The 13439-nt window shown below is 56.4% G+C and carries 13 protein-coding genes; 8 read left to right on the top strand and 5 right to left on the bottom strand.

Annotation, left to right across the window (positions count from 1 at the left end):
• Window positions 1-138: 138 nt before the first annotated feature.
• Complete coding sequence (locus tag ABFV38_RS13440) at window positions 139-1008, bottom strand: MurR/RpiR family transcriptional regulator (protein WP_023312229.1); 870 nt, start codon at window positions 1006-1008, stop codon at window positions 139-141.
• A 356-nt stretch (window positions 1009-1364) separates the two neighbouring features.
• Here ABFV38_RS13440 and zwf point away from each other — a divergent pair, with 356 nt between their 5' ends.
• The 3 genes from zwf (at window position 1365) to kdgA (ending at window position 5566) form a co-directional block, all read left to right on the top strand.
• Window positions 1365-2840 carry a glucose-6-phosphate dehydrogenase gene (gene zwf / locus ABFV38_RS13435; protein WP_023312228.1) on the top strand — a complete coding sequence of 492 codons (1476 nt, stop codon included), beginning with the start codon at window positions 1365-1367 and terminating at the stop codon, window positions 2838-2840.
• A 233-nt stretch (window positions 2841-3073) separates the two neighbouring features.
• Complete coding sequence (gene edd, locus ABFV38_RS13430) at window positions 3074-4885, top strand: phosphogluconate dehydratase (RefSeq protein WP_348957418.1); 1812 nt, start codon at window positions 3074-3076, stop codon at window positions 4883-4885.
• A 39-nt stretch (window positions 4886-4924) separates the two neighbouring features.
• Window positions 4925-5566 carry a bifunctional 4-hydroxy-2-oxoglutarate aldolase/2-dehydro-3-deoxy-phosphogluconate aldolase gene (gene kdgA / locus ABFV38_RS13425; protein ID WP_008500459.1) on the top strand — a complete coding sequence of 214 codons (642 nt, stop codon included), beginning with the start codon at window positions 4925-4927 and terminating at the stop codon, window positions 5564-5566.
• Window positions 5567-5607: 41 nt separating this feature from the next.
• Here kdgA and purT read toward each other — a convergent pair whose 3' ends face one another.
• The gene (gene purT / locus ABFV38_RS13420) at window positions 5608-6786 is read right to left on the bottom strand and encodes a formate-dependent phosphoribosylglycinamide formyltransferase (RefSeq protein ID WP_348957417.1); all 1179 of its coding nucleotides are present in this window, start codon (window positions 6784-6786) and stop codon (window positions 5608-5610) included.
• Between the two features lie 171 nt (window positions 6787-6957).
• Here purT and ABFV38_RS13415 point away from each other — a divergent pair, with 171 nt between their 5' ends.
• Together ABFV38_RS13415 and ptrB are read left to right on the top strand one after the other, a co-directional pair.
• Entirely contained in the window at window positions 6958-7608 is a 651-nt protein-coding gene (locus ABFV38_RS13415; RefSeq protein ID WP_008500461.1) for a DUF533 domain-containing protein, read from the top strand.
• 85 nt (window positions 7609-7693) lie between these two features.
• Window positions 7694-9754, top strand: a complete 2061-nt coding sequence (gene ptrB / locus ABFV38_RS13410) for an oligopeptidase B (protein WP_348957416.1) — start codon at window positions 7694-7696, stop codon at window positions 9752-9754.
• Here the strand turns inward: ptrB and exoX are convergent.
• The 3 genes from exoX to ABFV38_RS13395 form a co-directional block, all read right to left on the bottom strand.
• Complete coding sequence (gene exoX, locus ABFV38_RS13405; protein WP_008500463.1) at window positions 9751-10413, bottom strand: exodeoxyribonuclease X; 663 nt, start codon at window positions 10411-10413, stop codon at window positions 9751-9753. The two genes, ptrB and exoX, sit on opposite strands and share 4 nt — an antisense overlap.
• Window positions 10414-10437: 24 nt before the next feature.
• Complete coding sequence (locus ABFV38_RS13400) at window positions 10438-11088, bottom strand: carbon-nitrogen hydrolase family protein (protein ID WP_048029431.1); 651 nt, start codon at window positions 11086-11088, stop codon at window positions 10438-10440.
• Between the two features lie 110 nt (window positions 11089-11198).
• Window positions 11199-11429: a DNA polymerase III subunit theta gene (locus tag ABFV38_RS13395; protein WP_008500465.1), complete on the bottom strand. Its 231-nt coding sequence runs from the start codon at window positions 11427-11429 to the stop codon at window positions 11199-11201.
• Between the two features lie 137 nt (window positions 11430-11566).
• Between ABFV38_RS13395 and yobA the strand changes: the two genes are divergently transcribed.
• The 3 genes from yobA to ABFV38_RS13380 are packed head-to-tail and all read left to right on the top strand — an operon-like array spanning window position 11567 to window position 13164.
• On the top strand, window positions 11567-11938 hold the full coding sequence (yobA, locus tag ABFV38_RS13390; protein ID WP_048029432.1) for a CopC domain-containing protein YobA: 372 nt from the start codon (window positions 11567-11569) through the stop codon (window positions 11936-11938).
• Window position 11939: 1 nt separating this feature from the next.
• Window positions 11940-12809, top strand: coding sequence for a copper homeostasis membrane protein CopD (gene copD, locus ABFV38_RS13385; RefSeq protein ID WP_235403170.1), 870 nt, complete (start codon window positions 11940-11942; stop codon window positions 12807-12809).
• A 16-nt stretch (window positions 12810-12825) separates the two neighbouring features.
• Window positions 12826-13164: a YebY family protein gene (locus ABFV38_RS13380; protein ID WP_008500468.1), complete on the top strand. Its 339-nt coding sequence runs from the start codon at window positions 12826-12828 to the stop codon at window positions 13162-13164.
• The last annotated feature ends 275 nt before the right edge of the window (window positions 13165-13439 follow it).

The following is a 13439-nucleotide window of genomic DNA, read 5'->3' as shown; positions in this document are numbered from 1 at the left end:
AATACTCCGTTGACTGAAACAACTTTGGTGTTGCGTGAACATTGAATCGGCCTTCATCTGCTGCAAGGCAGCGGCGAGGGGACCGAATGCCGTAAATCGTTACATCGTCATTATTCGTGACGTCTTCGTTATCAACTATCAGGGAACATCGCTCTTTATAAGCAATTCTTTATCAAAACGCGATTCCTTCAGCGCTTCCTTGACCCGCTTCAAGTTATCCCGGAATTTTGCCCCTCGACGTAAGGTAAAACCGGTCGCGAGCACGTCAATCACGGTGAGCTGGGCCAGGCGGGAGACCATCGGCATATAAATGTCGGTGTCTTCCGGCACGTCGAGGGTGATCGCCAGTGTTGCCTCACGCGCCAGCGGCGTGCCTGCCGTTGTGAGGGCAATCACCATGGCATCGTTTTCACGGGCCAACTGCGCCAGCTCTACCTGACTCTTGGTGCGGCCGGTATGCGAAATCAGTACCACGACGTCATCTTCACTGCAATTCATACAGCTCATGCGTTGCAGGACAATGTCATCGGAATAAATCACCGGGACGTTAAAGCGGAAAAATTTGTTCATGGCGTCATGCGCGACGGCTGCCGACGACCCGAGCCCAAAGAACGCAATTCGCTTGGCCTGGGTGAGTAAATCCACCGCGCGATTCACGGAGCTCATGTCCAGTGACTGACGGACGTGGTCGAGCGAAGCCATGGCCGACTCAAAAATTTTCGCGGTATAGGCATCAACGCTGTCGTCTTCATCCACATTACGATTAACATAAGGGGTGCCGTTAGCCAGACTTTGCGCCAGATGCAGTTTAAAATCAGGAAAGCCGCGTGTTTCCAGGCTGCGGCAAAAGCGATTGACCGTGGGTTCGCTAACACCCGCTTCCTGTGCCAGAGCGGCGATGCTTGAATGAATCGCCTGAGCGGGAGAGGCGAGAATGACCTCGGCCACTTTTCGCTCGGATTTGCTAAGGTGTTCCAGTTGAAACTGGATTTTTTCCAGCATGTTCATGTTAACAGGATGCTCATGGGTGTAAACGATTTCATAAATTGATGAAATCGTGATTCGATTTAGCCGATATTACCCTTGTGGCTTCCATTAAGGGTAACAATCGACAAGATAATGTTGTTGTTTTTTTTCATTACTTGATCGGTGTCGGGTTTTGCTATGACCCTGTTGCGCAAAGAAACGACGGTTGTTGCGTCATTAAGCCGTCGAAATCATCCGAAGGGTGAAAAATCGCGGTATCGCACGCGACGATAAGCGCTAATGGTTTCGGGAATGACGTAAAAGCAGTACAGTGCATTGTAATAAAATTACAACGATACCTGGCAGAAGTACCAGGTGATCCAACTGAGGAGAATGACATGGCGGTAACGCAAACAGCCCAGGCATGTGACCTGGTCATTTTCGGCGCGAAAGGCGATCTTGCACGCCGAAAATTGCTGCCTTCCCTGTATCAACTGGAGAAAGCGGGCCAAATTCATCCGGATACCCGTATCCTGGGTGTAGGGCGCGCCGACTGGGACAAGGACGCTTATACCAAAGTCGTCCGCGAGGCGCTCGAAACTTTCATGAAGGAAAAAATTGATGAAAGTTTGTGGGATACCCTGAGTGGACGTCTCGATTTCTGTAACCTGGACGTTAATGACGTCAGCGCGTTTACCCGCTTAGGCGCGATGCTGGATCAGAAAAACCGTGTCACGATTAACTATTTCGCCATGCCGCCTAGCACCTTCGGCGCCATCTGCAAAGGCCTGGGCGAAGCCAAACTGAACGCCAAACCGGCGCGCGTCGTGATGGAGAAGCCGCTGGGTACGTCGCTGGCAACCTCGCGTGAAATCAACGACCAGGTAGGCGAGTTCTTTGAAGAGTGCCAGGTCTACCGTATCGACCACTATCTCGGTAAAGAAACGGTACTGAACCTGCTGGCCCTGCGTTTTGCTAACTCCCTGTTTGTGAATAACTGGGACAACCGCACTATCGACCACGTGGAAATCACCGTAGCAGAAGAGGTGGGTATTGAAGGCCGCTGGGGTTACTTTGACCAGGCCGGCCAGATGCGCGACATGATCCAGAACCACCTCCTGCAGATTCTGTGCATGATTGCCATGTCTCCACCGTCTGACCTGACGGCGGACAGCATCCGTGACGCAAAAGTGAAAGTGCTGAAATCGCTGCGCCGCATCGACCGCTCCAACGTGCGTGAGAAGACCGTTCGCGGCCAGTACACCGCCGGGTTTGCGCAGGGCAAAAAAGTGCCGGGGTACCTGGAAGAAGAGGGCGCGAACAAGTCCAGCAACACCGAGACGTTCGTGGCGATCCGCGTGGATATCGACGACTGGCGCTGGGCGGGTGTTCCGTTCTACCTGCGCACCGGTAAGCGTCTGCCTGCGAAATGTTCCGAAGTGGTTGTCTACTTTAAGAACCCGGAACTGAACCTGTTCAAAGAGTCCTGGCAGGAGCTGCCGCAGAACAAGCTGACCATTCGTCTGCAGCCGGACGAGGGCGTGGATATCCAGATCCTGAACAAAGTGCCGGGCCTGGATCATAAACACAACCTGCAGACCACCAAGCTGGATCTGAGCTACTCCGAAACCTTCAACCAGACGCACCTGGCCGATGCGTACGAGCGTCTGCTGCTGGAAACCATGCGCGGTATTCAGGCGTTGTTCGTGCGTCGCGATGAAGTGGAAGAGGCGTGGAAATGGGTCGACTCCATCACCGAAGCCTGGGCTGCCGATCAGGATGCGCCAAAACCGTATCAGGCGGGTACCTGGGGACCTGTCGCGTCGGTGGCGATGATCACCCGCGATGGCCGCTCCTGGAATGAGTTTGAGTAAGATAATCCGCTAGCCCGAAAGTGTTATTTTACCGGTAACATGATCTAACACAGCTCGTGGCACAATTTTCAACTTTTAAGCTCCGCGTGGATTCACCCGCGGAGCTTTTTTTATTACACTGCCGGAAGTGATTTTGCCCCTGAGCTCCGGACAGCAAGCGTTTCAGCGTTGTTAACAACTGCCAGCGACTTTGTAAACTCCCGAGCCCGGACAGATAAATGAGAGGAGCTTTTATGAATCCGACATTGTTACGCGTAACACAACGCATTATTGAGCGCTCGAAAGAGACCCGTTCGGCCTACCTCGCCCGGATTGAGCAGGCAAAGAGCAACACCGTCCACCGATCTCAACTGGCCTGCGGTAACCTGGCGCACGGCTTCGCCGCCTGCCAGCCTGACGATAAAGCGTCGCTGAAAAGCATGTTGCGTAACAATATCGCCATCATTACCGCCTATAACGATATGCTCTCCGCGCATCAGCCCTATGAGGTTTACCCGGATATCATCCGTAAAGCGCTGCACAGCGTGAATGCGGTCGGTCAGGTGGCGGGTGGGGTACCCGCCATGTGCGACGGCGTAACGCAGGGTCAGGACGGTATGGAGCTCTCCCTGCTGAGCCGCGAAGTGATTGCCATGTCCGCGGCGGTGGGTCTGTCACACAACATGTTTGATGGTGCGCTCTATCTCGGCGTGTGCGACAAGATTGTTCCGGGCCTGGTGATGGCTGCGCTGTCGTTTGGTCATCTGCCTGCGATCTTCGTGCCCTCGGGCCCAATGGCAAGCGGCCTGCCGAACAAAGAAAAAGTCCGTATCCGCCAGCTGTACGCGGAAGGGAAAGCAGACCGTCAGGCGCTGCTGGAGGCGGAAGCCGCGTCCTACCATGCGCCGGGCACCTGTACGTTCTACGGTACCGCGAACACGAACCAGATGGTGGTGGAGTTTATGGGGATGCAGCTTCCGGGCTCATCCTTTATCCAGCCGGACGCGCCGCTGCGCAAAGCGCTGACCGAGGCTGCGGCCCGTCAGGTCACGCGTCTTACCGGCAACGGCAACGAATGGATGCCGATGGGCAAAATGGTCGACGAAAAGGTCATCGTCAACGGGATTGTCGCGCTGCTGGCAACCGGTGGGTCAACCAACCACACCATGCACCTGGTGGCCATGGCGCGTGCTGCGGGCATTCTGATTAACTGGGATGACTTCTCCGAGATCTCTTCCGTGGTGCCGTTGATGGCGCGCCTGTACCCGAATGGCCCGGCGGACATTAACCACTTCCAGGCCGCGGGCGGCGTACCGCTGCTCATGCGCGAGCTGCTGAAAGGCGGTCTGCTGCACGAAGATGTCAACACCGTGGCGGGCTTTGGCCTGCAGCGCTACACCCAGGAGCCATGGCTGAACAACGGCGAGCTGGACTGGCGTGATGGGGCGAGCGCGTCTCTTGATGCGCAGGTTATCGCCACCATCGACAAACCGTTCTCTCCTCACGGTGGCACCAAAGTGCTCAGCGGTAACCTCGGTCGCGCGGTGATGAAGACCTCTGCCGTACCGGAAGAGAACCAGATTATCGAAGCGCCGGCGGTGGTATTTGAAAGCCAGCACGACGTATTACCTGCCTTTGACGCCGGTCTGCTCGATAAGGACTGCGTGGTAGTGGTGCGTCATCAGGGGCCTAAAGCCAACGGGATGCCAGAATTACATAAACTTATGCCACCACTTGGTGTATTATTGGACCGCCGTTTCAAAATTGCACTGGTGACCGATGGACGCCTCTCTGGCGCCTCAGGTAAAGTGCCTTCAGCCATCCACGTGACGCCGGAAGCGTACGACGGTGGCCTGCTGGCGAAAGTGCGTGACAGTGACATGATCCGCGTTAACGGTCAGACAGGCGAGTTAACCCTGCTGGTGGATGATGCCGAACTGGCGGCACGTCAGCCCCATATTCCTGACCTGAGCGCGTCGCGCGTGGGAACAGGACGCGAAATGTTTGGCGCGCTACGTGAGAAACTCTCCGGTGCTGAGCAGGGCGCAACCTGTATTACGTTTTAAGACGACTTGATTTTAACGATCTGGCGAGAGAAAACTCTGATGAAAAACTGGAAAACAAGTGCAGAAGCAATCCTGACCACGGGCCCTGTCGTGCCGGTTATCGTGGTAAACAAGCTGGAGCACGCTGTACCGATGGCGAAAGCGCTGGTTGCAGGCGGCGTTCGCGTTCTGGAAGTGACCCTGCGTACCGCCTGCGCGATGGACGCCATTCGCGCCATTGCTAAAGAAGTGCCGGACGCCATCATCGGTGCGGGTACCGTGACGAACGCAAAACAGCTGGCTGAAGTGACCGAAGCGGGCGCACAGTTTGCCATCAGCCCGGGCCTGACCGAGTCGCTGCTGAAGGCCGCGACCGAAGGCACTATTCCGCTGATCCCGGGCATCAGCACCGTCTCTGAACTGATGCTGGGCATGGACTACGGTCTGAAAGAGTTTAAATTCTTCCCGGCGGAAGCGAACGGCGGCACCAAAGCGCTGCAGGCCATTGCCGGTCCTTTCTCCCAGGTACGCTTCTGCCCGACGGGCGGTATTTCTCCTGCCAACTACCGTGACTACCTGGCGCTGAAAAGCGTGCTGTGCATCGGTGGCTCATGGCTGGTTCCGGCGGATGCGCTGGAAGCGGGCGACTGGGATCGCATCACCAAACTGGCTCGCGAAGCGGTGGAAGGCGCGAAGCAGTAAGTCATTCGTCGCATGAAAAACGGGCCTTTCGGCCCGTTTTTTTATCCCTCTACCTTAACGCTTGCTGCGGCCGCTTTCGCTCTCGCCACGGCCTCGTTAACGTTATCCCCGGTGGCTAATGCCACGCCAAGACGACGGGTTCCGTCGATCTCCGGCTTACCGAACAAACGTACCTGCAACCCGGCACCCACCGCCGCGTCGACGTTATCAAACGTAACGTTCTGGCTGGTTAACTGCGGCAGGATCACCGCCGAGGCGGCCGGGCCGTACTGACGGATACCGCCGACGGGCAGGCCGAGGAAGGCGCGCACGTGCAGGGCGAATTCGGAGAGATCCTGCGAAATCAGCGTGACCATGCCGGTGTCATGCGGGCGCGGGGAGACCTCGCTGAAAATAACCTCATCACCGCACACAAACAGCTCCACGCCGAACAGGCCATAGCCGCCCAACGCCAGGACGGTTTTACGGGCGATCGCCTGCGCACGTTCCAGCGCCAGAGCGCTCATCTGCTGCGGCTGCCACGATTCGCGGTAATCGCCATCCTCCTGGCGGTGGCCAATCGGGTCGCAGAAATGGACGCCGTCAACGGCGCTGACGGTCAGCAGCGTGATCTCGAAATCAAACTTCACCACGCCTTCGACGATGACGCGACCGGCACCGGCGCGACCACCCTGCTGGGCGTAATCCCACGCCTTGTCCAGCGTGCTGCTGTCGCGAATGAAGCTCTGTCCTTTACCGGAGGAGCTCATCACCGGCTTAACGATGCACGGGTAACCAATCTCCTCTACGGCCTGCAGGAATGCGGCCTTATCGCCAGCAAAACGATAGCTCGAGGTGGGCAATTCCAGCTCTTCCGCCGCCAGGCGACGAATGCCTTCGCGGTTCATGGTTAGCTTTGCGGCTTTCGCGCAGGGCACCACGCGCTGGCCTTCCTGCTCAAGCGCAATCAGCGTATCGGTGGCGATGGCTTCAATTTCCGGTACAACGAAATCGGGTTTCTCGCGCGTAATCAGCTCGCGAAGGGCATCGCCATCCAGCATGTTAATCACATAAGAACGATGGGCGACGTGCATGGCGGGCGCATCGGCGTAACGGTCTACGGCAATGACTTCCACGCCTAAACGCTGGCACTCAATAGCGACCTCTTTTCCCAGCTCGCCCGATCCCAACAGCATCACTCGCGTCGCCGCAGGTCGCAGCGCGGTTCCTAAACGAATCATAACAATCCCCCTGAAAAAGTTGCGGGCAGTATAAACGAAAACGTTTGCGTCTGTCTTGTGCACCGCTAAGCGCGGGAGGAAGAAATTTGCGCTTCTTTAGCCCGGCCAGACATTTCCTGACGCCTGCTCGCTTACGCTGTGGAACATATTCACCGTTAAGTGAGGGAAACCATGTCTGGCTGGCTAAATCAATTGCAATCACTGTTAGGGCAGAAAACATCGTCTTCCGGCGAGCGGGACCTCAGTAAACTGCTGGTACCCGGGGCGCTCGGCGGGCTGGCTGGCCTGCTGGTCGCGAATAAATCCTCGCGCAAGCTGCTGGCAAAGTACGGGACAGGCGCACTGCTGGCCGGTGGGGGCGCCATTGCGGGCACCGTCCTGTGGAATAAATACAAGGACAGGGTCCGGACCGCGCACAGCGACGAACCGCATTATGGCGAGCATACTTCGCCGCTGGATCTGCGTACTGAACGGCTGATCCTGGCGCTGGTTTTTGCCGCGAAAAGTGACGGGCATATTGACGATAAGGAACGACTGGCGATTGAACAGCAACTGCGTGAAGCTGGCGTTGAAGAGAAGGGCAGAGCGCTGGTGGCGCAGGCCATTGAACAGCCTCTGGAGCCGCAGCGTCTGGCGCAAAGCGTGAAAAATGAGGAAGAGGCGCTTGAACTCTATTTCCTCAGCTGTGCCGCCATCGATATCGATCACTTTATGGAACGCAGCTACCTGAATGCGCTTGGAGACGCGCTGAAGATCCCCCAGGACGTGCGTGAGGGCATTGAGCGGGATATCCGGGAACAAAAACAGGCGTTACAGGGATAGTGCTCGCCGTTGCGATCCGGTTTCGCTTGCATCATGCGTGGGTTTTGCCAACCTTATAGGGTGTAAAACTAAAAAGAATGATGACATGCCACCGAAAGCCCGACGTATACCTTATGCGATCACCACGCATGGCGATACGCGTATAGACAACTATTACTGGCTACGGGACGATTCGCGCTCCCGGCCAGAGGTACTCGACTATCTGCACGAGGAAAATGACTACGGCCGCAAGGTCATGTCCAGCCAGCAGACGCTTCAGGACCAGCTGCTGAATGAGATGGTGCAGCGCATTCCTCAGCGCGATATCTCGGCGCCCTGGACCAAAAACGGCTATCGCTACCGCCATATTTACGAGCCCGGCAACGAGTATCCCATCTACCAGCGTCAGTCGGTGCTCAGCGCCGAATGGGATGCGTGGGATATTCTGCTGGATGCTAACCAGCGCGCCGCCCACAGCGAGTTTTATACTCTGGGCGGCATGTCCATTTCACCTGATAACGCGGTAATGGCGCTGGCGGAGGATTATCTCTCGCGTCGCCAGTACGGCCTGCGTTTTCGCAATCTGGACACCGGCAACTGGTATCCTGAAATGCTGGAAAACGTCTCCCCGGATTTTGTCTGGGCGAATGATTCCGAGACGGTGTACTACGTCAAAAAGCATGCCTCTACGCTGCTGCCTTATCAGGTATGGCGGCATACCGTGGGAACGGACTCTGCAGACGACGAGCTGGTCTATGAAGAGAAAGACGAAACGTTCTATGTCAGCCTGCATAAAACCTCCTCGCGCCATTATGTGATTATCTTCCTGGCCAGCGCCACGACGTCGGAAGTCCTGCTGCTGGATGCCGAACTGCCCGATGCCCAGCCGCTCTGTTTCCTGCCGCGCCGGAAGGATCATGAGTACAGCCTGGATCACTTCCAGCACAGCTTTTATCTGCGTTCGAATCGCGAGGGTAAAAACTTTGGTCTCTATAAAACCAAAGTGCGCGATGAGCGCAAATGGGAGGTGCTTATCCCCGCGCGGGATCAGGTGATGCTGGAAGGGTTCACCCTGTTCACCGACTGGCTGGTGGTGGAGGAGCGTCAGCGCGGGCTGACCAGCATCCGGCAAATCAACCGTAAAACGCGGGAAGTGGTGGGGATCGCGTTCGACGACCCGGCCTATGTGACGTGGATTGGTTTCAACCCGGAACCTGAATCCTCGCGGCTGCGCTACGGCTACTCATCGATGACCACGCCGGACACCCTGTTTGAGCTGGACATGGATACGGGGCAGCGCCAGGTGATTAAACAGACCGAGGTCAAAGGGTTTGAGTCTGAAAACTACCGCAGCGAGCACCTGTGGGTTACCGCCCGGGATGGCGTCGAGGTCCCCGTCTCGCTCGTCTATCACAAAGCCCACTTCCAGAAAGGCAAAAAACCGATCCTGGTGTACGGCTACGGCTCCTACGGCTCAAGCATGGATGCCGATTTCAGCAGCAGCCGATTAAGCCTGCTCGACCGCGGCTTTGTTTTCGCCATCGCCCATATTCGCGGCGGCGGTGAGCTGGGGCAGCACTGGTATGAGGACGGGAAATTCCTGAAAAAGAAAAACACCTTCAATGACTACCTCGACGTCTGCGATGCGCTGATTGAGCAGGGCTATGGCGATCCGCAGCTCTGCTTTGGCATGGGCGGCAGCGCGGGAGGCATGCTGATGGGGGCGGTGATCAACCAGCGCCCCGAGCGCTTTAAGGGGATTGTCGCGCAGGTGCCGTTTGTCGATGTGGTGACGACCATGCTCGATGAATCCATCCCGCTTACAACAGGGGAGTTCGAAGAGTGGGGGAATCCGCAGGATGAGATTTACTACCGCTATATGAAAACGTACAGCCCGTACGATAACGTGGAAGCGAAAGCCTATCCCCACATGCTGGTCACCACCGGTCTGCATGATTCTCAGGTGCAGTACTGGGAGCCGGCAAAATGGGTGGCGAAACTGCGGGAGCTGAAAACCGACGACAACCTGCTGCTGCTGTGTACCGATATGGACTCCGGTCACGGCGGGAAATCGGGTCGATTTAAATCCTACGAAGGGGTTGCTCTGGAATATGCCTTCCTGATTGGCCTGGCGCAGGAGACGCTGCCAGGCCGTGCGGAGCGTTAAGCTTCGCCCAGATAATGTTTCAGCGTCAGGCGCAGTTCCGGGCTCATTTTGTCGAGGTTGTTATACAGCCAGCGTAAATAGCCCGGGTCTTTATCTGCAATATCCGACACCGCTCTGCCCCGGTATTTACCAAAGGTAAACGTGGTCAGCAGTGCGGGGCGTCCGGTAATCGTTGCCATATCGTCCGGCGTCCAGCCCGAGGTGTTCATAATATCGATGAGTAGCGCGGCGGTGATATAGCAGTCATACAGGGCCCGGTGATGGTGAAGCCCTTCAGGCGTGCGGACGCTGAGCTTGCGGGACTTGTACAGCGCCATATTGCTGTATTTAATGCCCGGCCAGAGGCGACGCGCCAGCTTCATGGTACAAATCCATTCCCCCGGCATCTCAGGTAGCACCCGGCGGTCAAAACTGGCGTTATGCGCGACGTACCAGGGGCTACCGTAATAGTGGGGAATGATCTCTTCGATCCACGGCTTGTCCGCCACCATCGATTCGGTAATGCGATGGATAGCCATCGCCTGAGGGCTGATGGGGCGGTCGGGACGCACCAGATGGCTCATTGGGTTGACGATTTTACCATCAACCACGTCGACAGAGGCCACTTCCACAATTCCGCCCTGAAGATCGCAAGTTTCGGTATCGATGACGCGCAGCATTGAACACTCCTGAGCTTAAAACGCCTAGCCTAAAGGAATGATATCGCCTTGCCAACCCTCTCCGCCGAGCGTGCCGGTCAACAGCAGCTCGCCCCGATCGGCGCGGACGATCAACTGACCTTTTTCATCCCACAGCGCGCTACCGCCGCAGGCGTTCGCCATCAGCACCGCAATGGCATATTTATGCGCGAAGCGCTGCAGGGTACTGATGGACTGCCGCCAGCGGTGATCCTCCACGGACTGGCTGCTGGTAAACAGCGACGCTCTGGGATCGAGATTGGGGGAATCGGCATGCGCATCAATAATGCTGAGCTGTTTCTCCCCCGGCACCAGGCTGGCACCGCTACCTTGCGGGTAACGCAGGATGCGGTGACGGGCGGGCGTGAAGAGCGCGAGGCCTTTCTGGCGCTGACCGTTCCGTTCCAGGGGGAGCCCGGCAATCACGGTAATCCGGTAAAAATGCGCCGCGTCCAGCAGCGGTTCCAGCTGCGCGTCATCGGGTGAGGGAGGTAGCGTAGTGGTACCCGAGCCTGTTAATGAGAGTTCAGGGAACACCAGCAGATCGCACCGCTGCCGTGCTGCTTCGGCGATGAAGCGCAGGTGGTGCGTGATATGGTCATCGACACTCTGATGCTGCCCACCATACTGGGCTGCCGCTATATTCCAATGTGACATCGTGACTTCCTTATACACTGAGTCGCAGAGATTTAAGAATACACCTAAATTTATCAGGGTTTTCTTATCCTGCCAGATTCAGCGTAAGGAAGTGTAACGGCTCGTTAAGCTTATTTAACTTTAGGTTCGTACGGTAAACGGGAGAGGTTAACCGAGGCGAGACGGTGGGCGATGAGTCTTTCGCGAAACCAGTCGCGCAGATGGGCGGGCTGTTCCCGTTCAACGACTTCAGCCACGACAGGCATGTTGTAACGCTCTTTGAACGCGACGCCAGCGGCAGCGAGATCGACATTCACTTTATCCATCTCGTCCTGTGGAAGGGCGGCCAGATTGATCTTCATTACCTTCTCCTTTTTCTGCGGCGGCAACGTTACCGCGATTGCACGACGATGACAAGCGGAGGCAGGATGTTCCTCGACTCGTTTATTATACAGCGTTATTCTTTAGCATACAGACATAACAAAAAGGAATGATTGCGATGGGTTTCTCCGCTTCCCGCGCGGTATGCGCACTGGTTTTTCTGACCTCTACAATGATGACCTCCTCCGCGCTGGCGCATGCGCACCTTAAGCAGCCGATCCCGGCAGCGGACAGCGTGGTGAGCGCTCCGCAGGCACTTACGCTGCATTTTTCAGAAGGCATCGAACCGGGATTTAGCGGTGTGGTGGTGACGGACGCACAAAAGCAGGTCATCAAAACGGGTACCGCTACGCGAGACGAAAAGAACAAGGCGCAACTCACCGTTCCGCTGGAACAAACGCTGACGTCAGGGACGTACCAGGTAGACTGGCATGTCGTCTCTGTAGACGGCCATAAAACCAAAGGCAGCTATCACTTTAGCGTGAAATAGCATGCTGGCGCTGTGTTATATCGGGTTGCGCTTTATCCATTTCGGGGCGCTGATGCTGGTTTTTGGCAACGCGCTTTACAGCGTCTGGTTTGCGCCTTCCTCTCTCCAGCGGCTGATGTCCCGGCGTTTCCAGCTGCAGCAGAAAGTGGCGGCCTTAGTGAGCCTGACGGCTGCACTCCTGATGTTTATGCTTCAGGGCGGATTGATGGGTAACGGCTGGGGAGATGTGTTTGCCCCGCAGGTCTGGTTCGGCGTGATGAGGACACAGTTTGGCGGCGTCTGGCTGTGGCAAATGATTCTTGCTGTGATGACGGTCGCTGCAGCATGGCTCGCGCCGCTGAAAGGTTCGCGGCTGATGCTGCTCGCCATGGGGCAGCTTATCCTGCTGGCGGGGGTAGGGCACGCGGCGATGAACGACGGTCCGATGGGGGCGTTGCAGCGCCTTAATCACGCCTTTCACCTGATCTGTGCCGCAGCCTGGCTGGGCGGATTACTGCCCCTGCTGTTCTGTATGCGTCTGGCGAAAGGGCGCTGGCAGAATGCCGCCATCTATACCATGATGCGCTTCTCGCGCGTGGGCCATTATGCCGTCGCGGGCGTGCTGCTCAGCGGAGCGATCAATGCGCTCATGATACTGGGCGTCCATATTCCCTGGCAGGCTGACTACGTGCAGTTTTTGTTGTTCAAATGTGCGCTGGTGGCGTTGATGGTGGTAATTGCGCTGGCAAATCGGTATTTTCTGGTGCCACGGTTTCGTCCGGAGACCGGGCGAGCACAACAGATTTTTATCAGGATGACACAGGCAGAAGTGGTGCTGGGGGCGCTGGTACTGGCAACGGTCAGTCTGTTCGCCACCTGGGAACCCTTCTGACAAGGTTAAATATCATATGAAAAAGACAGTACTTTCTCTCATATTGCTGGCCTGCACGGGGAGCGCGTTTGCCGCACCGCAGGTTATCACCGTCAGCCGTTTTGAAGTGGGTAAGGATAAATGGGCGTTCAACCGCGAAGAGGTGATGCTGACCTGCCGTCCGGGCCATGCGCTGTATGCCATCAACCCGAGCACGCTGGTGCAATACCCGTTAAATGAAACCGCCGAGCAGCAGGTGGCCAGCGGAAAGAGCAGCGGCCAGCCGATTAGCATTATTCAGATCGATGACCCGGCGAATCCGGGCCAGAAAATGAGTCTGGCCCCGTTTATCGAGCGCGCCGACAAGCTCTGCTAACGTTCAGGTTTCCAATAAAAAACCGCAGATGCTTGCGAAAGCACTGCGGTTTTTCACATTTTATGATGCTCTCGCGCTTTTTTTCCGACCGCTTTAGCTGTGGACTGGAAAACCTGGCGTCGTCATCTATTCTTAAAAGGCAAGGCGACTTAGCCTGCATTAATGCCAACTTTTAGCGCACGGCTCTCTCCCAAGAGCCATTTCCCTGGACCGAATACAGGAATCGTATTCGGTCTCTTTTTATCTGCATGAAAGTAAAAGACTAATCCTTTCGT

Origin of the sequence: Enterobacter cloacae complex sp. Mu1197 (assembly GCF_040059225.1) — a bacterium.
Classification (GTDB): domain Bacteria; phylum Pseudomonadota; class Gammaproteobacteria; order Enterobacterales; family Enterobacteriaceae; genus Enterobacter; species Enterobacter quasiroggenkampii.
This window is presented reverse-complemented; position numbering and strand designations above follow the sequence as displayed.

What these genes read in the sequence shown, in the direction of transcription:
- copD (WP_235403170.1), top strand. Translation starts at nt 11,940, where the DNA reads ATGCTGGCGCTGTGTTATATCGGGTTGCGCTTTATCCATTTCGGGGCG.
- ptrB (WP_348957416.1), top strand. Translation starts at nt 7,694, where the DNA reads ATGCCACCGAAAGCCCGACGTATACCTTATGCGATCACCACGCATGGC.
- edd (WP_348957418.1), top strand. Translation starts at nt 3,074, where the DNA reads ATGAATCCGACATTGTTACGCGTAACACAACGCATTATTGAGCGCTCG.
- purT (WP_348957417.1), bottom strand. Translation starts at nt 6,786, where the DNA reads ATGATTCGTTTAGGAACCGCGCTGCGACCTGCGGCGACGCGAGTGATG.
- ABFV38_RS13380 (WP_008500468.1), top strand. Translation starts at nt 12,826, where the DNA reads ATGAAAAAGACAGTACTTTCTCTCATATTGCTGGCCTGCACGGGGAGC.
- ABFV38_RS13440 (WP_023312229.1), bottom strand. Translation starts at nt 1,008, where the DNA reads ATGAACATGCTGGAAAAAATCCAGTTTCAACTGGAACACCTTAGCAAA.
- ABFV38_RS13395 (WP_008500465.1), bottom strand. Translation starts at nt 11,429, where the DNA reads ATGAAGATCAATCTGGCCGCCCTTCCACAGGACGAGATGGATAAAGTG.
- yobA (WP_048029432.1), top strand. Translation starts at nt 11,567, where the DNA reads ATGGGTTTCTCCGCTTCCCGCGCGGTATGCGCACTGGTTTTTCTGACC.
- ABFV38_RS13400 (WP_048029431.1), bottom strand. Translation starts at nt 11,088, where the DNA reads ATGTCACATTGGAATATAGCGGCAGCCCAGTATGGTGGGCAGCATCAG.
- ABFV38_RS13415 (WP_008500461.1), top strand. Translation starts at nt 6,958, where the DNA reads ATGTCTGGCTGGCTAAATCAATTGCAATCACTGTTAGGGCAGAAAACA.
- zwf (WP_023312228.1), top strand. Translation starts at nt 1,365, where the DNA reads ATGGCGGTAACGCAAACAGCCCAGGCATGTGACCTGGTCATTTTCGGC.
- kdgA (WP_008500459.1), top strand. Translation starts at nt 4,925, where the DNA reads ATGAAAAACTGGAAAACAAGTGCAGAAGCAATCCTGACCACGGGCCCT.
- exoX (WP_008500463.1), bottom strand. Translation starts at nt 10,413, where the DNA reads ATGCTGCGCGTCATCGATACCGAAACTTGCGATCTTCAGGGCGGAATT.